The following is a 21,128-nucleotide window of genomic DNA, read 5'->3' as shown; positions in this document are numbered from 1 at the left end:
GCTTGATTTAAGTGCGGTCTTCTCGGGTTGTCTTACGATAACCCGTCCCGCGCCAGACCTTGAGATCCCGAATTTTTCCGCGTCCCAAATCAACTTTTATCGGTGGGAGCGCCTCTAACGTTGCAAAGTCTTCTCGGAAATATTTATCATAATTGTGATGATAGGAAATGAGCAAGACGGGTTGATCCGTATCAGGGAGCACCTGCGTCAAATTCGCATGGTGCGATGGCGACGCATTCAGCGACCACATCGCCAATTTGGTGCCAGCCAGCCTATCCCGCTCAGCCCCATAATAATACAGATCATAAAACACGAGGCGATTATCTGCCACGACAAAGGCGTAATCATCCTCGGCGAGGCGGGCTTGGATAAGGGCGGTTGTCTCTGGCCACGCGCGAAGGCGTTTGACGGAATTCGTCAGACCCACGGCATCGACGCTCCGCTCGGTGGCCGCCATGCCGCCAACGAAAAGACTAATCGCAGTTTGCGCAACCAACCCCCATTTCAACCATGCCAATCTTTTTGAGGATTGTGTGGCCCAAAGGGCGACCAAAATGGGACCCGCGACATAGGCGGTGACAGCCCAATTTGCATTGGCCCGCGAGAGAAGCGCTTCAAGCGTGATTGCTATCAACGGTAACGCTGAGAGTGCGGCGAGCCAGCGCGCAGGCTTTGGCAAGTTACCACGAAACGCAGACACCAAGGCGATGAGAAGAAGCGGGAAAGGGATGATTCCAAATACGCCTAATTGATCCCCCCAAAATTGAAAGACCTCCTCGGGGTTAAATAGGTCACGTCCCAAATTCGCATTTTCCGCCGTATGGGAAATCGTCGCGAAATCATTCGCGGCATTCCACATCAAATTTGGCGCAAGCAACGCGGCCGCAATGCCGGCGATGACAAAACCTTTTACGCCCAAGAGCGCGCGGCGGCTGGGCCCATCAAAGAGCACAGCTGCGACCAAGACAGGCACCATAAAGGCCATGGCGTATTTCGAGAGTAAGCCAAAGCCGAGGGCTAGGCCGAGTTGAACCACGCGGCCCCACCCCTCGCCGTCGCGTAGACAGGCCCAACCATGCAGGGCAACCGCCCAGCAGATTAGGAGTGTTGCATCCGTGCTCATTATGAAACTGGACAACCAGACCGATGGCATCAAAGCATATGTCGTTGCGGCCCAGAACCCAACTCGCGCGTCGAAAAACCGACGGGTAGCTAGGAAAATCATCATGCTGGTCGCGAAATGCAAGAACGGCGCGGCCAGACGCACAGCCCATTCAGCCTGCCCAAAAACGCTTGTCGTCGCGGCAATTACCCAAGCAATCATCGGGGGTTTTGAGAAATAGCCATAGGCAAGGTCTTGTGACCACGCCCAATATTGGGCTTCATCACCATGCAGCCCCCAAGGCGCCGTAAATAAAACGATCAGACGAATGAACAAAAGTCCAAAGAGAAGAAGCGCAAGTTTACGCGCGGGGCTGTCGAATGTGTTCATCACATGGCGCCTATGCCTCGCCGAATGGGGAAATGAAAGCATTGGCATGTCACCTATGCGCAGTCTTGCGGGATTTTAATTGATACGCTTGGCATTTTCGAAACTGCGGCCTAAGCCTGAACCATGTTATTTGCCACTCGGAGCGCCGCCATGATCAAGTCTCTCGCTTTTGCTACAGCACTCAGCTTAATGGCTGCCGCGCCGATATTCGCCGCAGAGGCGACCGTTATTTACGCGGGGGATTTGGTGGATGTTGAAAGCGGGCGTGTGCTAAATGACCGCGTCATCGTGATCGAAGATGGCCTCATTACCGGGATCGGCTCGCGTGCCACATTGGACGATATGGACGTACCAGCCGATGCGAAGCTGATTGACCTGTCTGACATGACGGTCTTGCCGGGCTTGTCTGACAGTCATGTCCATTTGACGTCGGACGCCTCAGTTCACGGGTATAAGCGTCTGCAAGTTTCCACATCCGCAGCGGCGATCACGGGTGTGGTGAATGCGGAAAAAACGCTGATGGCGGGGTTCACAACGGTTCGTAATTTGGGGGCGCCAGGTTTTGCAGATATCGCGCTGATGGACGCGATTGATAAGGGTGCCGTCCCTGGGCCGAATATGATCCCAGCGGGTCGATCCATCGGTATCACGGGCGGACATTGTGACAATAATTTACTGCCTTATGAATATGAAGCCAAATCTGGCGGCGTCGCGGATGGGCCATGGGCTGTGCGAGCTAAGGTTCGCGAGAATAATAAATATGGCGCGAAGGTTATTAAATTCTGCGGGACGGGTGGGGTGCTCTCCAAAGGCACAAAAATTGGTGCGCAGCAGTTTAGTTTTGAAGAGATGAAGGCCATCGTCGACGAAGCGCATTTGCTTGGTCTGAAAGTGGCCGTTCACGCCCATGGAGCGGAGGGTATCGAAACCGCTATCCGAGCCGGCGTCGACTCGGTCGAGCATGCCAGCCTGATTTCCGACGAAGGCCTGCGCATGGCCAAACGCAATGGGACCTATCTTTCAATGGATATTTACGTCTCAGATTATATCCTGTCGGAGGGCGAAGCCGCAGGTATTTTGGAAGAAAGCCTCGCCAAAGAACGCACCGTCGGTAAAGCTCAACGGGAACGGTTCCAAGCTGCGACAAAGGCCGGCGTTAATCTCGCCTTTGGGTCCGACGCGGGCGTCTATCCCCACGGCCAAAATGGTCGCCAATTTGCCTATATGGTCGACTGGGGCCTAACGCCCATGAAAGCCATCCAAGCCGCGACGATTGGGAATGCAAAGCTTTTTGATATTGATAAAACCCACGGCTCGATCACTGTCGGGAAACAGGCAGATATCATCGCGGTCGACACAAATCCGATAGAGGATGTGAGCGCCCTAGAGGATGTCGATTTTGTGATGAAATCGGGTGTTGTTTACAAGCAGGACTAATTTGGCGCAAAAAACTTTGCGTGAGAGCGCTAAATCTATCGGATTTTAGGATAATCTGCCCAATGCATCTTCCCTTTCAGAACAGGCGCTTTATGGAGAAGGCGAATTTTGCTTGGAGAGCCTCATGAAAGACGCAACGCTCGGTATTCACGCCGGATATGAAACTGACCCGACGACCAAATCTGTCGCGGTTCCGATTTATCAGACTGTCGCTTTTGAGTTTGATAATGCCCAACACGGTGCAGATTTGTTCGATCTGGCCGTGCCGGGAAATATCTATACGCGCATTATGAACCCCACCAATGACGTGTTGGAAAAACGTGTCGCAGCGATGGAAGGCGGCGTTGCTGGCCTTGCCGTTGCCGCGGGCAGTGCGGCCATTCAATATGCGATTTTGACCATTGCCGACCAAGGGTCAAATATCGTAACCGTGCCGATGCTTTACGGCGGGACCTATACGCTGTTCAAACATATGTTCCCAAGCCTCGGCATTGATTGCCGCATGGCCAAAGACGACAGCGCGGCCGCAATTGAAGCGCTGATCGACGAGAACACGCGCGCTGTCTTCTGCGAAAGTATTGGTAACCCAGCGGGAAATATCGTTGATCTCGAAGCCTTGGCCGCGGTTGCTCATAAACATGGCGTGCCGTTGATTGTTGATAACACAGTCGCCAGCCCCTGCATTATCAAGCCCATCGAGTATGGCGCGGATATCGTCATTCACTCGATGACAAAATATATCGGCGGTCATGGTAATTCGCTGGGCGGGATGATTGTCGATAGCGGCAAATTTGATTGGGTCGCCAATAAAGAGCGCTTCCCGATGCTGAATAATCCCGAACCCGCCTATCACGGTGTGGTCTATACGGAAGCCTTTGGACCGGCCGCCTTTATCGGACGGGCGCGGACAGTCCCGCTGCGCAATACAGGGGCGGCGCTCTCGCCCATGAACGCTTTCTTGATCTTGCAAGGCTTGGAGACTTTGGCACTCCGCATGGAGCGTCACACCGAAAATGCGATTGCCGTGGCGGAATATCTCGAAAAAGATCCGCGGGTAGAGTGGGTCAATTACGCAGGTCTAAAGTCTTCGCCCTATTATGACCTCGCGCAGAAATATACGGATGGCAAACCGTCGGCACTGTTGTCTTTCGGCGTCAAAGGCGGATTTGAGGCCGGCGTGAAATTCTATGACGCGCTGCAGATATTCAAACGTCTCGTCAATATTGGCGACGCTAAATCGCTCGCGGCTCATCCTGCCTCGACAACACATCGTCAGTTGAATGTGGACGAGTTGAAATCGGCCAATGTCACGCCAGAAATGATCCGTCTCTGCGTCGGGATTGAACATATTGATGACATTTTGGCGGATCTGGATCAGGCCTTGGCCGCATCTGAATAAGGGTTTCGGGGGCGCAATTGACATTCGCCCCCACGTCCATTTTTGCGCCTAGAGTCGCTGGACCTGAGCGGCTTAAAACGCCCAAAGAAGGACGCTCGGCGAGGTGAATTTAGAAAGTGACTAAGTACCTATGCAATGGATATATCAGAAGCAGGCAGAGTGAGAGTAAGATGATCCATCCCGCTGGCTCTGAAACATCTAGATTTTGGACAATGGGTAGACCTATCAAAGCAGTGAGGCCCATCGAAATGATAATGATAAAAAGCCATCGTATTATTTGAAGAATGAAATCCACGCGGCCCAACTAAAGTACAGTTCTGAAAAATAAGCTAATCAAAGCGCTTATTTTAAATACCCTGAGTGTCCTAAAATTGCCCAATAACAGCCGCTGGTAATGTTTGAGACTGCCGCTTTTGAGACGCTGATGCCAACAGTTGAGAGTATTAGAGATACTAGCGATCATCGCAAAAACGGCAGTTCAGGAAAAAATAGCTTTAGTCCAAGAATTGTGAGTATGGGCGCGGGTAATGTGAGAAAAAACCAAGACCAGAATAAGCGGGAGTTATTTATACGCTTTGAAAAAAGACAAAACGTAACAAAGTTTGCGAATATGATTAGAAAAACAATGCCTGCCAACGTCCTTATTCCTTTTGCTTTGCTTGCTTAGTTAATCGTGTTGCTCTCAATTCAAAGGCAAGTCTATTGTCTAGAGTCGAGACCAATACAGTGATTTCGAGCGTCCTAAAATCGCCCAATAGCAGCCGTTGGTAATGTTGACGGTTACCGTTGTTATTCGGCCGCTTGAGGATGCTCAAAATGTTCGCTTCACTTTCACAGCGCCTTTGAATTCAAATTTCTGAAAGTCTTTCCCTGATTTGAACTGCCGATAACGCCGATAAAACCGCGATTTTCAAGAGAATGATCCCCGCTTTCAAAACCTATGATAGGTTACAAAGGTTCTTTCGGACACGGGACAGGTGAGACGTCGCTTACTGGTTCGAGAGGCTGTGTGTGAAACGAAACTGGTTTGACAGCTTTGCTCGTTATCTCACGCATTGGAGCCTGACCGGATAAGCGGCTGCGTTCGATGAGTTGAAACCTTAGTTTCAACATAAACGGCGCAAGCGGTGTAACGGGAAACATACTAATGAGGCCTTTGCGTGAAACGTCACAGCCGCGTGGTTTGTACTCGCGTAAAACAAAATTATTATATTTCGGTATCCGTCGCGGATATCGACCACGCGGGCTGTCCCACCTATAACGGACATCGCATCTTTGCAGACCCCCCTTGAAATACAGGTGATGGGCTGTGGGGGATGACGCATGTCTGGTTCCGCAGTCGCGTCGCTGCAATTTTCCTCAAAATTGAATAAGGGCAGGTGGATGGCGGGTTTCACGCACTCGCGACTTGCCCCCACGGTTTGACCTGCCTAGACCCAAGCCAACGAAAATAAGTGTCAGTAAAAAGACTAGGGACCCCACATGTCACGCATTCACGATATTCCACTCTTGCTCCTTGTCGTCATCGCGGCGGGGCTGGCTTTCCTATTCTGGTTCTTAGGCTTTGCTTGGCTCGCCCAAGATATTGCACCAGGCGGCAGCTATTTGCTGAAATCGGTCGCGGGTCTTGCCAAAGACGCGCTGTTCGTGCCGTTGAAACCGCTCATGTATGCTCTGATTATTTTGTCGATTGGGTCGTCATTGGCGATTTCTCATGGCGGATTGGGTGCTAAGTTTTTCCGCGTTTTGGGATTTTTTGCGCTCTTCTCTTTAATCGGTCTTGCGATCGGCTTGTGCGCATATCTCTTGTTCCAAGGTGAAACAATTTTGCCAGATCCGTCCACCATCGGCGCGGGTGGCGGCGACATTAAGCAAACCCCTTTCTTGGCAAAAATTTACGGCGTGCTGACGTCTTCGCTCATGATCTGTATCTATACGGGTGTCTTCTTGGGCGGCGCTTTACGCAAATTAGATTTAGGCCTTCAAGCGGATAAGGTGTCTGATCTCTTCATCTCAGGCTTTCGGAAATTTTTGCAATACACCATTCCCCTCGCTGTGTTTGGCTCCATCACTTTGGCCCTAAACAGCCCCGGCGGTGTCAGCACATTGTCTGACCTGCTGCCGTTGTTGAAGCCCTATCTCTTGGCGATGGTCTTAACGTGGTTCGTTGTGGTCGGTGTCACTGCAGCGATGCAAAAACGCGGGATCATGTTTGTTCTGCGGGCGGTTCTCCCGCAAGCACTTGTCGCTTTCTCGACCAGCTCGTCAATCGCGACCTTACCCGCCACGCGCGAAGCCTGTTCACAACTCGGCGCAAATGCGGATGAATCGACGCCTTTCTATACGATTGGCGCAACGATCAATATGGTCGGGACCTTGATCGGATTGCTTCTACTCTCGCTCTACGCGATCAAAGCCTATGGTATTGATCTCAGCATTCCAGAGATGAGTATTGTCGGGTTGCAGTCGATGATCTTTGCGACCGCTGCAGCGGGTACGCCGTCCGCCTCGGTTGTCTTGTTGCAAGATATCCTCGTCAGCCAAGGCGTATCTGCTGAATATGCGACCTATGTCACAGGCTTGATTATCACGATTGATACGTTGATTTTGGACCGATTGCGCACGGTTCTAAATACGCAATCTGATTCCATGAGCACAGCCAATGGTCTGAAGCTCTACTACAAAACGCCAAAGACTTTGGTGGATTAGGGCTGCAATAAAAAGCCGCCTTTTACGGATGCAAAAGGCGGCTTTTCAATTCGATTGAGGCGAGTTAGCTGTCTAAGATTTTTCTTCAGGATAGGTAATCGCGGAAGATAAGTTTTTCAGCACTTCACGCGCCTTAAACGTGTTTGGATTTTGGCTACCAATATCACGCCCGAACACGACTTCAGAGGTGGCACGATATTTCGTGATTTCTCTTACATCAATGTCGTCGAAGAAGGGGTCATAAAACGGGTCGTAAAACGCGCTATACCCAAATCCTCGCCCACGTGAAAATCCGCCGAAGCGAGAATAAGGGTAGGCGCGTGACCATCCGCGACGCGGGTTATAAAAGCTATAGCCAAAGTAAGGGTCATATCCAAACCCACGGCCAAAGCTGGAACCTGGTGAGACTTGGACACGGGTGTTTTGCTCCACGTCGCGCTCTTGCAATGTGAAGGTTTCAAAGCCGCGTTCGACAGCCATCTCGGCGGCGCGATAGAGAAGGTAGTTCTCAACAGTTTCGCGTTTCGTCAGTGAATTACCACCAAATGTAATGCGCGCGCGGTCGTTCTCGATCATCTGTTGAGAGAAACCGTCAAAACCGCCAGGTGTCGAGGCCGGTTGATATGGGGTTGCCGTAGCGCAGGCCATTAGTGTCAGGGCCGACGCGGCAACGCACAGATGTCGGGCTAAGGACATCGGTTTTTTGATCAAATGAGGCATTGGGGGATCTCCTTTGTGATCACACTCTAGGATTATAACCTGAATGTAGGGTGAAATGTTCCCTTAATTTTCTGTCACTTTGTTGTCCCAGACATGCGCCAATCCAGGATGAGCGATATGATCGCCCATAGACTAAGCATCGTCGCCAAGCTGGCCATTAAAACACCGCTCCAAAAGGGCAAAGGTGTGAGTGTCGCTGCTACGGCCCCCAAGGCTATCCAAGGCAGCATGAGAAAAAGCACCCAAAGCAAGCCGCGTCGGGTCGCACCTGAGCTGTGAGCTCGCCACGCCAAATAGGCCGAAATGGCAAAGGGAGAAATGGCAAAGGAAAACAATCCGGCCGTCAGTACAAAGGCCGAGGCCAGATGTTCGGGGCGCGTATCATTCTCGGCAAAGCCGAGAAAAAACCAAGCCGCGACGATCAAGGACAATGCGGCGCCAAGTCCTGCGAGGCCCGCCGCAATTAAGTCGGCCAGACGGCCCGAAGGCTTCGTCCCTGAGCGCGGCGCAGCATGGGGGCGTTCAGCAATGGGAAGGACGGGATCATCAGTCATAAGCCAGCATAGTCCCGATCTGGTGGGTTTGTCACATGAAACAAACCGCAGTCGGGTATCAGCACAATAAAAAACCCGCCTCAGAGAAATCTGAGACGGGTAAATTCATATCAGTTCCTGTCTCTTAGTGTGCGATGACCGCCAATAAGAGGAGGGCAATGATATTGGTGATCTTGATCATCGGGTTCACAGCTGGACCCGCTGTATCTTTATAAGGATCGCCAACAGTATCACCTGTGATCGAGGCTTTATGGGCTTCAGAACCCTTGCCGCCATGATGACCATCTTCGATATATTTCTTCGCATTATCCCATGCGCCGCCACCTGCGGTCATAGACAGTGCGAGGAAAAGACCCGTCACGATCACGCCCATCAACATTGCGCCGAGCGAGGCCAAGGCCTGACTTGTTCCTGCGATGAAATAGATCGCGAAGTAGAGAACAATTGGAGCCAAGATAGGTAGCAATGATGGCTTGATCATTTCCTTGATCGCGGCACCCGTCAACAGATCAACCGCCCGCGCATAATCGGGACGTGATGTGCCCGCCATAATGCCTGGGTCGGATTTGAACTGACGACGGACTTCTTCAACAATTGCCGAAGCGGCGCGGCCAACAGATTGCATCGCCCATGCGCCGAACAGGTAAGGCAGCAGGCCGCCGATAAACAAGCCGACAATCACGTAAGGATTTGTCAGACTGAAATCGACATTCACACCCGACAAGGCGTTGCCCTCTTGTGCGCTGAAATACAGGATATCCTGATAATAGGCAGCGAATAGAACGAGAGCACCAAGACCAGCTGATCCAATCGCGTAACCTTTGGTCACGGCTTTGGTCGTATTGCCAACGGCGTCAAGCGTGTCGGTTGTGTTCCGAACCTCTGGCGGGAGTTCTGCCATTTCAGCAATACCACCTGCATTGTCAGTCACCGGACCAAAGGCGTCGAGCGCCACGATCATGCCTGCAACACCCAGCATCGCTGTTACTGCAATGGCAATGCCGTAGAGGCCGGCCAAGCTGAAGGTCACGATAATACCGGCAACGATGATGAGCGCTGGGATCGCTGTCGCTTCCATCGAAACGGCGAGACCTGCGATCACATTTGTGCCATGGCCAGATTCAGAGGCCGCGGCGACAGAGCGAACGGGACGATAGTTAGTTCCCGTATAATACTCTGTGATCATCACAATCAAGCCTGTAATAATCAGGCCCACGATGGCGCAAAGAAACAGGTCCATCCCAGAAAACCCTGCGAAACCTTCGGTCATGTCTGTAGACGCGACCATAGTTCCCGCCACGTCGCCGAAACCGATCATGTGATGGGTTAACGCGCCAATAGCAGCGACTGAAAGAACGCCTGTCGCGATGAGGCCTTTATAAAGCGCGCCCATGACATTGGTTGAACCCTTGCCAAGTCTAACAAAATAAGTGCCAATAATGGATGTCACGATACAGACGGCACCAATCGCCATCGGATAAAGTGCGAGCTGAGTTAGGGAGCCATATAAAATGGACCCAAGCACCATCGTCGCGGCAATTGTCACGACATAGGTCTCAAACAAATCCGCTGCCATACCCGCACAGTCTCCGACGTTATCGCCGACATTATCTGCGATGGTGGCTGGATTGCGCGGGTCATCTTCTGGGATTCCAGCTTCAATTTTACCAACCAAATCACCGCCAACATCTGCACCTTTGGTAAAGATACCGCCGCCTAAACGCGCGAAAACTGAGATCAATGACGCACCGAGCGACAAGCTGACGAGACCGTCAATGACGTCCCGCTCATTGGTCGCTAGTCCACCTGGAACGAGGATAAAGTAAAATACGGCTAAACCCAGAAGCGCGAAACCTGCGACAAGCATACCCGTAATGGCGCCGGCTTTGAACGCTATATTTAGACCTGCGCCGAGGCTCTCTCGTGAGGCTTCAGTTGTGCGGACATTGGCTTGCACTGAAACCAGCATCCCAACATAGCCAGCGATGCCAGACAGAACGGCACCAATGACAAAGCCCAGTGGCGCGATGGCGTTTCGGAATAGGACGAAAAGTAAAATCGTCACCACGACACCGACAACGGCGATCGTTTTATATTGTTTGCTCAAATAAGCTTTAGCGCCCTCCTGAATCGCACCCGCGATTTCATTCATGCGTTCATTTCCCGTCGAAGCTTTCATCAAAAAGCTTCGGGTCAATACCCCGTAGACGATCGCCAATAAGGCTGCGCCTATAATTAAATAGAGTGTCATAACAACGTCTCTCCCTAAAAGGACGGTACGTTTCAGGTTACAATTATGCAGATCGCTGCGCGCAACCGTCCTGTGATGTTATGAAGTTGGCCGCACCGTGTACTATCTCCCCGACAGTGGCGCGCTTCCCCTCGCGAGTGTGAAGTTGGCCGCCGCCCATTTATCTGGTGCGTGCGCTTCCCTTCGCGTAGGATTATTTTGTGCCAAGCCTGCGACAATAGGTCAAGCCCATTCCCATTTTGGGCGGGTGAGACCGACGATAGGCTGGGACGACGTCGCTTTTCTTTGGCTTTAAAAGAGACCTGGCTGTTCCTATCTGAAGGCTTCATCATTCAACGCTAAAGGCGAGACATGTCCGAAAATTTGACAGAAAGTGTAGCATTGGCGACGAATTTCAGTCGGCGTCCAGGAGGGGCGCGTGGTCACGCCGATCATGGTTGGTTGCGCAGTGCGCACAGTTTTTCCTTCGCAAATTACTATGATCCAGAGCACATGGGTTTCGCCAATTTACGCGTGATCAATGAGGATGTCGTCGCGCCGCAGCGGGGGTTCGGTGAGCATCCACATGACAATGCGGAAATATTTTCCTACATTATTGAAGGCGCATTGGCGCATAAAGACACGCTTCGAAATCACTCGACCGTGGCCGGAGGCGGCATACAATATATGTCAGCGGGGTCTGGCGTACGCCATTCTGAATTTAACCCAAGTCAAACGCACCCTGTGCATTTTTTACAAGTCTGGCTGCTCCCTAACCAAACTGGCGGTGAGCCACGCTACGAGACGCAGGATATCAGTGCGATAGAAAAAGCGGGCCGGTTGAAATTATTCCTTTCACCAGATGGTCGAGCCGGATCAATGGCGATGCGCGCAGATGCTCTGATTTACGCTGGGACATTTGACGGGTCTCAAACCACTGAGACGGTTCTGCCCGAGGGTCACAAAGCTTGGGTCCAAATCGCGCGCGGGTCCGTGGATGTGAATGGCGTAAATCTAGAAGCAGGTGATGGGCTCGCTATTCATTCTGGCGGACGAGTGGTTTTCTCGAAGGGCATTGATGCAGAACTGCTCTACTTTGATCTCTTTGAATAGGAACCATAAGCCCTTTGCATCGTATGAAATATACGTCGTCATTTTTAGAAGGGTTTTCCTATGCGTAGCTTACTTATAACTGCCGCGATATTTTCGCTGGCCGCGGCCGCAAATGCTGAAACCATCACGGGCACCTCTGGGTCACAGATCGAACTCACAGAACTCGCTCAGTTTGACGGGGCTTGGGCGATGACATTTCTTCCCGATGGTCGCCTCCTCGTAACCGAGCAATCTGGATCCGTTTGGCTCGTCAGTCGTGACGGAGAAAAGCTCGGTAAGATTGGCAATGTGCCTGAGGTTACAGAACGCGGTCAAGGCGGGCTCGGCGACATCATCATCGATCCGGACTTTGCCAGCAACCGCCTCATTTATCTTTCCTACGTAGAGCGTGATGCGAATGACAATGACTTGTCTGGGGCCGTCGTTGACCGGGCTACGCTGACCCTATCAGCGCGTGGTGGCGCGCTTGTGGACCGCGAGCGGATTTGGGACCAGTCGCCAAAAATGACAGGTAACGGCCATTACGCCCATCGGATGGCCTTCAGTCCCGAGACCGCAAAAGACGGTGGCGGCTATCTTTACGTTACCTCTGGCGACCGACAGAAATTTACGCCCGCCCAAAATATGGATATGAATCTGGGCAAGGTTGTTCGGATCAATTCTGATGGCTCAATTCCATCAGACAACCCTTTCTCGTCCCAAAGTGGTGTCACAGCACAAATTTGGACGCTGGGGCATCGTAATCCGCTAGGTATCGATTTTGATGCCGACGGCCGTTTGTGGGTGCATGAAATGGGTCCGCGTGATGGCGACGAATTAAACAATATTACACGCTCGGCAAATTATGGATATCCGGTTGTATCGAATGGTAAGCATTATTCGGGTGTTGAAATTCCCGACCATGACGCGAACCCTGTCTATAAGGCGCCAGCCGAATATTGGGTGCCAGCGATCAGCCCCGCTGGTTTCAAAATCTACGACGGCACACGTTTTTCAGAGTGGACGGGTGACGGCTTTATCGGAGGTCTATCCTCTCAAGCCCTTATCCGCGTAGAATTCGAAGATGGCAATCGCGGCCCAAAGGCCAAAGAAGCCGAGCGCTTTGAGTGGGGAAAACGCATTCGCGAGGTCGAGACGGGCCTCGATGGCGCGATTTATGTTCTCGAAGACAATGATGGACGTTTATTGCGGATTACGCCGAAATAACAGTCAGGCCAGTTACAGGCATCTATTTCTGCCCGCGCCTGCTCAGGGGCAGGCGCGGTTTTTTTGTGGCTGAATTTTAAGGCTCGACAATATTGAACCAAAGTTCAGGCGTGTCCAAAGCCGTCAGATATTCACCGATGGCGACGGCGCTTCCCCTAAGCTTGATCTCACCCGCTTTTTGCAAATCGCCGAATTGGGCTTGGCGCCCTATCAGCTTGTCAAAAGCCGTGCGTGTGAGTGTCAGAGTTACCGCTGGGTCGTCAGCTAAACCGGGACGAGCGAGAGCAGTTGAACGATTTACTTCGACGGAGAAATTCTCTTTTGTGTCGGTGAAGACGAAATTGATCGACTTGGCGCTATTAGACACTTTCGTGCCATCAAATCTGACAGCCATCGCATCAAGCAATGTGCGTGTGGGAACGGAACGCAGGACATCTGCACTGCCGGGGTTGGCGACATTACGCGCGACCAGTCCGACGCGCAGTTCCTGTGCGCCTGTTAGAAAATAACTCCGCCAAGCGCCACTTTCGGCTTGATACCCCATTTGCTCATAGGTTGCCGCGAGCCAATCTTTCGCAGTTTGACCGCCTTGTGCAGCAAAAACCAAATGATTGAGGACCTCCGCCGCCCAGCGGAAATCGCCTGATTCATAGGCCTTAATCCCCGTCCGCAACACCGCATCGGAACCCCCCATCGCCGCAACATATTTCGCAGCTGACTGTTCCGCTGGCAGCTTATGATAATCCGCTGGAACGCCTGACCACCAACCGAAATAATGTTGATAAACGGCTTTCGAGTTGTGGTTCATCGTCCCGTAATATCCGCGCGCATTGAAATCACGGGAGAGAAATTCTGGCTCTTTCAAGGTCTCTGCCGCTTCGACCATGCCCGCGCCACCATTGGCGGCTCGGATGGTTGCGTCGTGAACATAGCGATACACGTCCCGCTGGCTTTTCAGGAAGCCTTGAACGCGATCTGTGCCCCATTTCGGCCAATGATGGCTGGCCAGAACGACGTCGGATTTGGCACCATAGGCACTGAGCATATCATCAATACCTTTGGACCACGCCAGCGCATCGCGAGATTTCGCGCCGCGTAGCGTCAGAACATTGTGGAACGTACCTGTTGCGACTTCGGCAGTGTGAAGCGCTTTGAGGTCTGGCAGGAAAAAGATGAACTCACTTGGGGCTTCCGTTCCAGCCATGTCCATAAATTCAAACCGAATGCCATCGATGGTTTTCTTGGTGATACCTTTCCCGAGTTCTTCGGTCGGTAAAATTAAGCTGACATTGCCCCGAGGCAGGCCCGGACCAAGACCTGAACTGACATGTCCCGTCGCGCTCCGAGGCAGGGTGGAGCCGAACATCATTGTCGAACGCCGCGTCATATGATTACCCGCGATCACATTCTCGCTTACGGCTTCTTCGGAAAAATGCTGAGGCGCGATAACTGGAACATTGCCTGCGCCATTGGGCAAGACACCACGAGCGCCGCCAAAATGGTCGGCATGACTATGGGTATAAAGCAAGGCGGAGACAGGCCGTTCGCCCAATGTATCATTGACGAGTTGCAAGGCAGCCCGCCCTGTCTCAACATTGGTTAGCGGGTCGATGACAATCCAGCCCGTTTTTCCCTCAATAACCGTCATGACTGAAAGGTCATATCCTCGGACTTGGTACAGACCTGGTGCAACTTCGAAAAGGCCGTGCTTTGCCACAAGTTCGCCTTGCCGCCAGAGCGATGGGTTAACAGTGTCTGGAGCTGCGCCCGTTACAAAATCATATTGCGCAATTTCCCAAACGGGATTGCCAGCATCATCAAGAATGGCGGGGGCGGAGATGGCGGCTATAAAGCCACGGGAGGCATCCTCAAAATCTTGTTGATCTGAAAGGGGTAACCGTTTTGCGAGGTCCGAATTTGCAGTCTTTGTGGCAGTTGCGACAAAGCCAGGCGCAGGTGCGTCGGGGATAGCGTCGGCTGAAGTATTTTCCGGCGCCGACGCCGTTTCAGCAGCGCAAGACGCCAGGCAAAGCGCGGAGCTCAATAGAAATAGTCTAAACATAAAAAATCCCCATCCGTTTTACGGACAGGGATAGCATGGTTTCTTCACATGTGAAGACAGACGGGAGCGTTGGTGACCTTAGCCTTTGTAAGCTTTGATCCCTGCCATGATAAGCTCGCCTGCTTTTTCAGCGCCTTCCCAGCCTAACACTTTCACCCACTTGTCGCTTTCCAGATCTTTGTAGTGCTCGAAGAAATGCGGAATGCGATCTTGTAGAATTTGCGGTAGATCGCGATAAGTTTTGATGTCGTCATAATAACGCGTCAATTTGTTGTGCGGAACGGCGATGATCTTCTCGTCCATTCCTGCTTCATCTTCCATCAACATCACGCCAATCGGGCGTGCACGAACGACGGAACCGGGCATAAGAGGGCGTTGACCGACGACTAAGATATCTGTCGGATCGCCATCTTCTGAAAGTGTGTGTGGGATGAAGCCGTAATTGCAAGGGTAACGCATCGCCGTGTAGAGGAAACGGTCAACGAACATGGCGCCGGATTCTTTATCCAGCTCATATTTGATCGGTTCGCCGCCCAAGGGGACTTCGATGATTGCGTTTACGTCGAACGGCGGGTTTTCGCCGACGGGAATTTTGCTCATATCCATGTGAGATAGATCCTCTAAAGTTTTGCGGGCCTCATACCGTCAGGGCCTCTGATTGCAAGGGTTTATGCCGTCGAGAGAACGGCGAAGATGCCAGATGCGATCATAATCAGTCCAATGAGAATATTGAATATTCGACCCGTTCTAGGTTTCTGCAGAAATCGGCGTATGGCTCCAGCGGCGTAGGCATATACGGAAAGACCGAAAAGCTCCAAAACTGTGACGGTTACCAGCATAGTTAAAAACTGCGATGCTAATGGCAGATCGGGTGAAAAATATAGGGGTAGAAGCATACCAAAATACACCAACGGCATGGGCGAGGTAATCTGTAAAAGGAAACCTTTGGCATAGAGCCGCCCGCGCTTCGGTATATCGTCTGGGTCAGGTTCCAAACGCGGCAGAGGGCCAAAAATAACGGAAATAGCCATCCATGTCAGAACCAAAATGCCTAATATTTTGAGGCCTAAGGTTGCCCGAGGGTAAATTTCAAATAGTGCCGCAGTTCCACTAGCCGCAAGGCAAAGCCACAACACATTGGCCGAAGCAACGCCCAAAGCCGGCAATAAGGCAGGTTTGAACCCATATCGAAAGGACGACGCAAGCACAAGCATGACAGCTGGGCCAGGCGTCAAGCCGCCCGTAAAGAACAACGCTACGAGGCTGAGCCAAACGCCAAATTCCATCTTTATACAGGTCCTATCAAAATCCCGCTTGCGCCCTAGCCGCGCAGACCACATTTGTCACGCGTGATGAATGATCCGCAAGACACAGAAACCACCGATCAAGATGACACGCCCTTGCAGAGCGTGATGGATCTCATTGAGGTTGCCATGGATGGCAAAGACTCTGTTGATTTGAAAACCGTGGTCGAAGCGTTTGGCAATCGGGCGTTTGGCCCTGTGATGGTCTTGTGTGGCTTGTGCATGATGACGCCGCTGGGCGCGCTTCCAGGCATTCCCCCGGCCTTTGGCGTGATTGTGATGGTTTTTGCGTTGCAGCTGTTGTTCAGACGTCGGACGCCTTGGATGCCTGAAATTTTACGTAAAGTAAAAATTCCTTCTAAAAAGCTCTCGGCCGTTCAAACTAAGGTTCGTCCTGTACTGGCAAAAATTGACGGTATCATTAGCCCTCGTTTTAGCTGGGCAGTGACGGGGCCTGCGCAAGTGGTTGTGTCTTTGGTGGCGATAATTCTATCACTCACCTTCTTCCCGCTCGGCATGGTGCCATTCGGCGTCGTTGCGCCCGCCGCCATTGTGCTGTTGCTAGGCTTGGGCATTACAGCGCGGGACGGCCTTCTAATTCTGATTGGTCTGAGCCTGAGCCTTGGCGTCTTCATCGGCGTCGGCGCGTTACTCCTAAATTTAACAGGTCAAGGTGCAGGCGTGTTTTAGAGGTTGGGTTGACTTAAACGCGCCAGTTTTTCGGCGACTTCTGGACGATGACGCGGTGAAAGGTCGAGCGATTTGCGGTACAGAAATTCTGCCAATCTGACTTCGCCATCAATTATGGCCTGATCGCCTGCTTTCGCCAGAAACAGACCTGCCCGCTCAGCGTTCAGACCCTGAACGGCATCATGTGTATTGCCCAATCCGATCAAAACCCGGCGACGGTTGTTGTCAAATAAAGTGTCATCAGGGTCAGCCTCTACAGCTGCTTCAAAGGACCTAAGCGCTAAGTCTAGATCGCCTTCCAACCAGTGAGATTGTCCAATGTTATTTTGAGTCAATCCGGGACGAGCCCCTGTTAGGTCAGCCATGGCATAAGCTTGCCGTGCGTTAGAATAGTCCTTAGTTTGGTCATACAAAGTACCCAGAAGGGTCCACAGACGAGGCTCCGAATTTATTTGCAACTCGGCCTTCAATCGCGTTTTGGGATTGTCGACTTTTCCCAGCAGAATGTCGATAATGATGGCATCTGCAGATACCTCTTCGTCCAGCCATTGTGCTGCTGTTTCAATGTCTCCCATCGCTATCAAAGTTCGCCGTAATCCACGCCTCGCGGGTCGCAGGTTTGGATCGTGCATCAAGGCATCTTCAAATCCCTTTTTCGCGACAGTGTATTCTCTACGCGCTAGCGCCGTCTCCGCGATTTTTAGTTTCTCAAGCACAGCGAAGACATCTGTCGAGTCGGTCTCTATCGCGCGAATGTTTTGCGTAACTACCGATTTTGCAAAGCTCGGGCTGGATAGGCTCGCGGCGACTGCAATGGTAAAAATAGTTTTCCGGAAACCTATCATCCTGCCAAGCCCTCCATGATGCGTATGCCAGCGGGCAGCATCAACATGACCATGATTGTTGGGAAGATAAAAAGGATAAGCGGCACGGTAAGTTTAGCCGAAAGCGCCGCCGCTTTTTCCTCAGCTTTCATCATGCGTTTGTGCCGCATATCTTCGGAAAATGTCCGTAGCGCTTTTCCAACACTGGATCCCATTTCTTCCGCTTGTTTTAGCATAACCGCGAGGGCTTTTGCTTCGTCTAAATTGATGCGGTCGGCGAAATTAATCATAGCTTCATTGCGTTCCCGTCCCGCGCGAAGCTCGAGATTCATGATATCCAAGTTCTCTTTGAGCGCGGGATAGCGCCCCCCCAATTCATGGCCAACGCGAATGAGGGCGGCGTCCATTCCCAGCCCGGCTTCCACGCAGGCGGTCATCAAGTCCATCATATCTGGGAAGCCCTTACGGCATTGATCTGTCCGCTTTCCTGCTTTCCATTTCAGGAATCGCTCTGGACCTAGAAGACCGAGGCCAGCGAGAGAGAAGCAGATCAGAATTGCAGGTTTGGTTCCCAGCTTCGCGGCAATCGACCCCCACATGAGGAGGCAAATCATGGCTGGCCCAAATAGAAAAATGACACGTGCAGCGAGGAAGGTCTTAACCGTTGATCGATCGAAATATCCGGCTTGAGCCAGCATAAACCTGAGGCGGGTAATTTCTTTTGCATCGGGAAGTGTCAGATGCGCGCCAAGTTGAGAAATCAGGTTTCGTTTCGCACGCGATTTTGCGCCAATTCCGACATCAGCATCTTCGTCCAAACGCGCACCGCCAGCCAACCGTCTTTCCACACGGGAATTTTCTCGGATCGCCCCGCGCACCGCAATGAAGCAGAGCACCAGAGAAACCCCTAGAAAGGTCAGCGCAATGATGACCGTTAATGCGTTATGGAATCTCATATCTTGAAGTTAATCATTCTGCGCATGACAAGGTTTCCAAGCCCCATCCAAACCACCACGCCCCAGAGGCAATAAGTGACCAGAGGGTTGTCGCTGACCTCACCATAAAACTCGGGATTCATTTTGTTCACAGCAACGAAGAGAAGAAGTGGGGCCGCGTTGAGAATAAGGGCACTCATACGGCCCTCGGCGGAGGCGGCTTTAATCTTCAACCGCATCTTTTGGCGGTCCCGTATCGTCTTGGCATTTGAGCGCAGGAGTTCCGCCAAATTCCCGCCCGTGCGTTCTTGCAATCGGATCATGGCTGAAAACAATTCGAAATCTTCATGGCCAATTCTATCTGACAGTTTTTGGATGGCGGCGGAAACAGTTGAGCCGAAACTGACTTCATCTGAGGCGATGCCAAATTCACTGCCAATCGGATCCGGCATTTCGCGCGCGACTAGGGCCATGGCCACGGGCACGGGATGACCCGCCGCGAGAGACCGGATTATAACGTCTAACGCATCGGGCAGTTGGCTCACTGCGCGTTTCTGACGCCGTTTCACGAAGAAAGAGACGGTCAAAGTTGGCAACACGGTACCGAAAGCAAACCCAATTGCGCCCCAGACAGGTGTGCCTTTGACCAAAAACGCCATCATGCCCATGGAGGCTGCCATACCTAAGCTGGCGTAATAAAATCCATATGGACCCAACGGCAACCCTGATTGCAGCACAAGTTGCCCAATGCGGATATTTAGACCGCCGATATAGCCATCAGAGGTTAGGGAGCGAGCCCGGCGAAGATTCGCCAAAGCCTCGCCTTCATTCTCAGCCTTGGCCACACGTCGCAGGCGATCATTTGCCAGACGGACACGGTGAGACGCTTGCTTGGTCAAACCCAAGACCGATTGAAGCAGAAGGAACCCTGCCGCAAATACGAGCGCATAAATGACGATTTTCTGACCTGATGACACTATCCAACTCGCTCTTTCAAGCTTAGGTCTGAAAGCCGACCCGGTTGTATAACGCGCGGCTCAAATAGGCCTTCGGGTAGTGGTATGGCGCGGGTAATTATTTCGTCCAGACATTTTGGACGAATGCCTGTTGCGCGAAACTCCCCTACGACTTCGTGCTTTGGACCCGTTCCGGTACGCGTGTAGTTAAATAATTCCTGCATCTGAATAACGGGGCCCTCCATGCCGGTCACTTCGGCGACAGAGGTAATTTTACGTTGGCCGTCGGACAGCCGCGTTGCTTGGACGATCAACCCAACGGCGCTGGCAATCTGTCCAGCCACGGCTTCGGGCGAGATTTTCATATCTCCCATCGCGACCATTTGCTCGAGGCGGGTAAGGGCATCGCGAGGCGTGTTGGCATGCAATGTGGCCATAGACCCTTCATGTCCGGTGTTCATGGCCTGTAACATATCGAAGGCTTCTTCGCCGCGAACTTCGCCTAAAATCACCCGATCTGGCCGCATACGTAGCGCGTTTTTGACAAGGCCGCGCTGTTTGATTTCTCCCAAACCTTCAATGTTGGGCGGACGCGTTTCCATGCGTGCGACATGCGGCTGTTGGAGTTGTAGTTCTGCGGCATCTTCAATGGTGATCAATCGTTCTTTCTCTGAAATCGATTGCGACAACGCATTGAGAAGTGTGGTTTTGCCCGAGCCAGTTCCGCCGGAGATCAGGATCGTCACGCGGGCTTTACAGGCGGCCCAAAGAAATTGTGCTACCACATCAGGAATGGCGTTGAACTCGACTAGTTTATCGAGCGTCAGGGGGTCTTTCGAAAATTTGCGAATAGACACAAGAGGACCGTCAACAGCTATGGGCGCGATGGCCACGTTTACGCGGCTTCCGTCCAGTAGACGGCAATCACATAAGGGTTGGCTTTCATCCACACGGCGACCGACTTGGGCGACAATGCGATTGATGATGCGTAGCAAATGAGCTTCATTGGCAAATCGAACAGCTGATAGTTCTAGCTCCCCGCCACGTTCCACAAAGACCCGTTCATGGCCATTGATCAGAACGTCAGATATGCTCTCATCTTGAAGCAGGACCTCAAGTGGGCCGAGCCCCACCATCTCATCATAAACGCCATCGCCCAATCTTCGAAGATCAGCTGAATTCATCTTCAACCGTTCTTCTTGTGCCATTTCGACGACAATAGATTGGACTTTGTCTCGGAGGTCTTGGCTCTCGAGGCCATCCAATTGCGCGAGATCAATTTCGTCAATTAGTCGTGTGTGGAGTTTGATTTTAGTTTCAAGCCAGACATTCCCCATCTCTTGTGAAACAGGTTCCACCGTGGTGGCTTTTTGGGGAATGACTGCGGCGGGTGTGATCGCTTCCGGCACAAAAACTGGGGAGGGAGCTGGTTGGGCTCCGCGGCCTAAGTCGTCAATTAATGCCTGTGAAAAACGTCCCATAGAAGGACCTTAGGGC

The 21,128-nt window shown here is 52.1% G+C and carries 18 protein-coding genes; 7 read left to right on the top strand and 11 right to left on the bottom strand.

Going from position 1 to position 21,128, the window contains the following annotated elements:
* Positions 1-7 precede the first annotated feature (7 nt).
* Positions 8-1,492: a glycosyltransferase family 39 protein gene (locus IE073_RS12885; protein ID WP_189586859.1), complete on the bottom strand. Its 1,485-nt coding sequence runs from the start codon at positions 1,490-1,492 to the stop codon at positions 8-10.
* Positions 1,493-1,642: 150 nt separating this feature from the next.
* Here IE073_RS12885 and IE073_RS12880 point away from each other — a divergent pair, with 150 nt between their 5' ends.
* From IE073_RS12880 to IE073_RS12865, 4 genes are all read left to right on the top strand, one after another.
* Entirely contained in the window at positions 1,643-2,929 is a 1,287-nt protein-coding gene (locus IE073_RS12880) for a Xaa-Pro dipeptidase (protein WP_189586857.1), read from the top strand.
* A 124-nt stretch (positions 2,930-3,053) separates the two neighbouring features.
* Positions 3,054-4,328, top strand: a complete 1,275-nt coding sequence (locus IE073_RS12875) for an O-acetylhomoserine aminocarboxypropyltransferase/cysteine synthase family protein (protein WP_189586855.1) — start codon at positions 3,054-3,056, stop codon at positions 4,326-4,328.
* Between the two features lie 394 nt (positions 4,329-4,722).
* Positions 4,723-4,995: a hypothetical protein gene (locus IE073_RS12870; RefSeq protein WP_189586852.1), complete on the top strand. Its 273-nt coding sequence runs from the start codon at positions 4,723-4,725 to the stop codon at positions 4,993-4,995.
* Between the two features lie 815 nt (positions 4,996-5,810).
* Positions 5,811-7,037, top strand: coding sequence for a dicarboxylate/amino acid:cation symporter (locus IE073_RS12865; RefSeq protein WP_189586850.1), 1,227 nt, complete (start codon positions 5,811-5,813; stop codon positions 7,035-7,037).
* 72 nt (positions 7,038-7,109) lie between these two features.
* Here the strand turns inward: IE073_RS12865 and IE073_RS12860 are convergent, their stop codons facing one another.
* The 3 genes from IE073_RS12860 to IE073_RS12850 all read right to left on the bottom strand — a co-directional run bounded on the left by IE073_RS12860 (position 7,110) and on the right by IE073_RS12850 (position 10,562).
* On the bottom strand, positions 7,110-7,757 hold the full coding sequence (locus IE073_RS12860) for a CC0125/CC1285 family lipoprotein (RefSeq protein ID WP_233350076.1): 648 nt from the start codon (positions 7,755-7,757) through the stop codon (positions 7,110-7,112).
* Between the two features lie 74 nt (positions 7,758-7,831).
* Positions 7,832-8,311, bottom strand: a complete 480-nt coding sequence (locus IE073_RS12855) for a hypothetical protein (protein ID WP_189586848.1) — start codon at positions 8,309-8,311, stop codon at positions 7,832-7,834.
* A 124-nt stretch (positions 8,312-8,435) separates the two neighbouring features.
* On the bottom strand, positions 8,436-10,562 hold the full coding sequence (locus IE073_RS12850; RefSeq protein ID WP_189586846.1) for a sodium-translocating pyrophosphatase: 2,127 nt from the start codon (positions 10,560-10,562) through the stop codon (positions 8,436-8,438).
* Positions 10,563-10,913: 351 nt separating this feature from the next.
* On the opposite strand from IE073_RS12850, the gene IE073_RS12845 reads away from it, so the two are divergent.
* Positions 10,914-11,654, top strand: coding sequence for a pirin family protein (locus IE073_RS12845; protein ID WP_189586844.1), 741 nt, complete (start codon positions 10,914-10,916; stop codon positions 11,652-11,654).
* Between the two features lie 60 nt (positions 11,655-11,714).
* Positions 11,715-12,860, top strand: a complete 1,146-nt coding sequence (locus IE073_RS12840; RefSeq protein ID WP_189586842.1) for a PQQ-dependent sugar dehydrogenase — start codon at positions 11,715-11,717, stop codon at positions 12,858-12,860.
* A gap of 76 nt (positions 12,861-12,936) precedes the next feature.
* Here IE073_RS12840 and IE073_RS12835 read toward each other — a convergent pair whose 3' ends face one another.
* The 3 genes from IE073_RS12835 to IE073_RS12825 all read right to left on the bottom strand — a co-directional run bounded on the left by IE073_RS12835 (position 12,937) and on the right by IE073_RS12825 (position 16,208).
* The gene (locus IE073_RS12835; protein ID WP_189586840.1) at positions 12,937-14,922 is read right to left on the bottom strand and encodes an alkyl/aryl-sulfatase; all 1,986 of its coding nucleotides are present in this window, start codon (positions 14,920-14,922) and stop codon (positions 12,937-12,939) included.
* A gap of 78 nt (positions 14,923-15,000) precedes the next feature.
* Positions 15,001-15,528 carry an inorganic diphosphatase gene (gene ppa, locus IE073_RS12830; RefSeq protein ID WP_189586838.1) on the bottom strand — a complete coding sequence of 176 codons (528 nt, stop codon included), beginning with the start codon at positions 15,526-15,528 and terminating at the stop codon, positions 15,001-15,003.
* Between the two features lie 62 nt (positions 15,529-15,590).
* Positions 15,591-16,208, bottom strand: a complete 618-nt coding sequence (locus tag IE073_RS12825; RefSeq protein ID WP_189586836.1) for a LysE family translocator — start codon at positions 16,206-16,208, stop codon at positions 15,591-15,593.
* A 66-nt stretch (positions 16,209-16,274) separates the two neighbouring features.
* Between IE073_RS12825 and IE073_RS12820 the strand changes: the two genes are divergently transcribed.
* A complete protein-coding gene (locus tag IE073_RS12820) occupies positions 16,275-16,916 on the top strand; it encodes an exopolysaccharide biosynthesis protein (RefSeq protein WP_189586833.1) in 642 nt (213 codons plus the stop codon).
* On the opposite strand, the gene IE073_RS12815 is transcribed toward IE073_RS12820, so the two are convergent.
* The 4 genes from IE073_RS12815 to IE073_RS12800 are packed head-to-tail and all read right to left on the bottom strand — an operon-like array spanning position 16,913 to position 21,112.
* Positions 16,913-17,761 carry a tetratricopeptide repeat protein gene (locus IE073_RS12815; protein WP_189586830.1) on the bottom strand — a complete coding sequence of 283 codons (849 nt, stop codon included), beginning with the start codon at positions 17,759-17,761 and terminating at the stop codon, positions 16,913-16,915. The genes IE073_RS12820 and IE073_RS12815 overlap by 4 nt on opposite strands.
* Positions 17,758-18,696 carry a type II secretion system F family protein gene (locus tag IE073_RS12810; protein WP_189586827.1) on the bottom strand — a complete coding sequence of 313 codons (939 nt, stop codon included), beginning with the start codon at positions 18,694-18,696 and terminating at the stop codon, positions 17,758-17,760. Before IE073_RS12810 ends, IE073_RS12815 begins: the two co-directional genes overlap by 4 nt.
* On the bottom strand, positions 18,693-19,652 hold the full coding sequence (locus IE073_RS12805) for a type II secretion system F family protein (RefSeq protein WP_189586825.1): 960 nt from the start codon (positions 19,650-19,652) through the stop codon (positions 18,693-18,695). Before IE073_RS12805 ends, IE073_RS12810 begins: the two co-directional genes overlap by 4 nt.
* A complete protein-coding gene (locus IE073_RS12800) occupies positions 19,652-21,112 on the bottom strand; it encodes a TadA family conjugal transfer-associated ATPase (protein ID WP_189586821.1) in 1,461 nt (486 codons plus the stop codon). Before IE073_RS12800 ends, IE073_RS12805 begins: the two co-directional genes overlap by 1 nt.
* Between the last annotated feature and the right edge of the window lie 16 nt (positions 21,113-21,128).

This window comes from Litorimonas cladophorae (assembly GCF_014652455.1).
GTDB classification, from domain to species: Bacteria; Pseudomonadota; Alphaproteobacteria; order Caulobacterales; family Maricaulaceae; genus Litorimonas; species Litorimonas cladophorae.
This window is presented reverse-complemented; position numbering and strand designations above follow the sequence as displayed.

Coding starts and splice junctions, on each gene's coding strand:
- IE073_RS12840 (WP_189586842.1), top strand. CDS start 11,715: ATGCGTAGCTTACTTATAACTGCCGCGATATTTTCGCTGGCCGCGGCC.
- IE073_RS12850 (WP_189586846.1), bottom strand. CDS start 10,562: ATGACACTCTATTTAATTATAGGCGCAGCCTTATTGGCGATCGTCTAC.
- IE073_RS12800 (WP_189586821.1), bottom strand. CDS start 21,112: ATGGGACGTTTTTCACAGGCATTAATTGACGACTTAGGCCGCGGAGCC.
- IE073_RS12845 (WP_189586844.1), top strand. CDS start 10,914: ATGTCCGAAAATTTGACAGAAAGTGTAGCATTGGCGACGAATTTCAGT.
- IE073_RS12870 (WP_189586852.1), top strand. CDS start 4,723: ATGTTTGAGACTGCCGCTTTTGAGACGCTGATGCCAACAGTTGAGAGT.
- IE073_RS12875 (WP_189586855.1), top strand. CDS start 3,054: ATGAAAGACGCAACGCTCGGTATTCACGCCGGATATGAAACTGACCCG.
- IE073_RS12820 (WP_189586833.1), top strand. CDS start 16,275: ATGAATGATCCGCAAGACACAGAAACCACCGATCAAGATGACACGCCC.
- ppa (WP_189586838.1), bottom strand. CDS start 15,528: ATGGATATGAGCAAAATTCCCGTCGGCGAAAACCCGCCGTTCGACGTA.
- IE073_RS12885 (WP_189586859.1), bottom strand. CDS start 1,492: ATGAACACATTCGACAGCCCCGCGCGTAAACTTGCGCTTCTTCTCTTT.
- IE073_RS12855 (WP_189586848.1), bottom strand. CDS start 8,311: ATGACTGATGATCCCGTCCTTCCCATTGCTGAACGCCCCCATGCTGCG.
- IE073_RS12835 (WP_189586840.1), bottom strand. CDS start 14,922: ATGTTTAGACTATTTCTATTGAGCTCCGCGCTTTGCCTGGCGTCTTGC.
- IE073_RS12880 (WP_189586857.1), top strand. CDS start 1,643: ATGATCAAGTCTCTCGCTTTTGCTACAGCACTCAGCTTAATGGCTGCC.
- IE073_RS12810 (WP_189586827.1), bottom strand. CDS start 18,696: ATGAGATTCCATAACGCATTAACGGTCATCATTGCGCTGACCTTTCTA.
- IE073_RS12865 (WP_189586850.1), top strand. CDS start 5,811: ATGTCACGCATTCACGATATTCCACTCTTGCTCCTTGTCGTCATCGCG.
- IE073_RS12815 (WP_189586830.1), bottom strand. CDS start 17,761: ATGATAGGTTTCCGGAAAACTATTTTTACCATTGCAGTCGCCGCGAGC.
- IE073_RS12825 (WP_189586836.1), bottom strand. CDS start 16,208: ATGGAATTTGGCGTTTGGCTCAGCCTCGTAGCGTTGTTCTTTACGGGC.
- IE073_RS12860 (WP_233350076.1), bottom strand. CDS start 7,757: ATGCCTCATTTGATCAAAAAACCGATGTCCTTAGCCCGACATCTGTGC.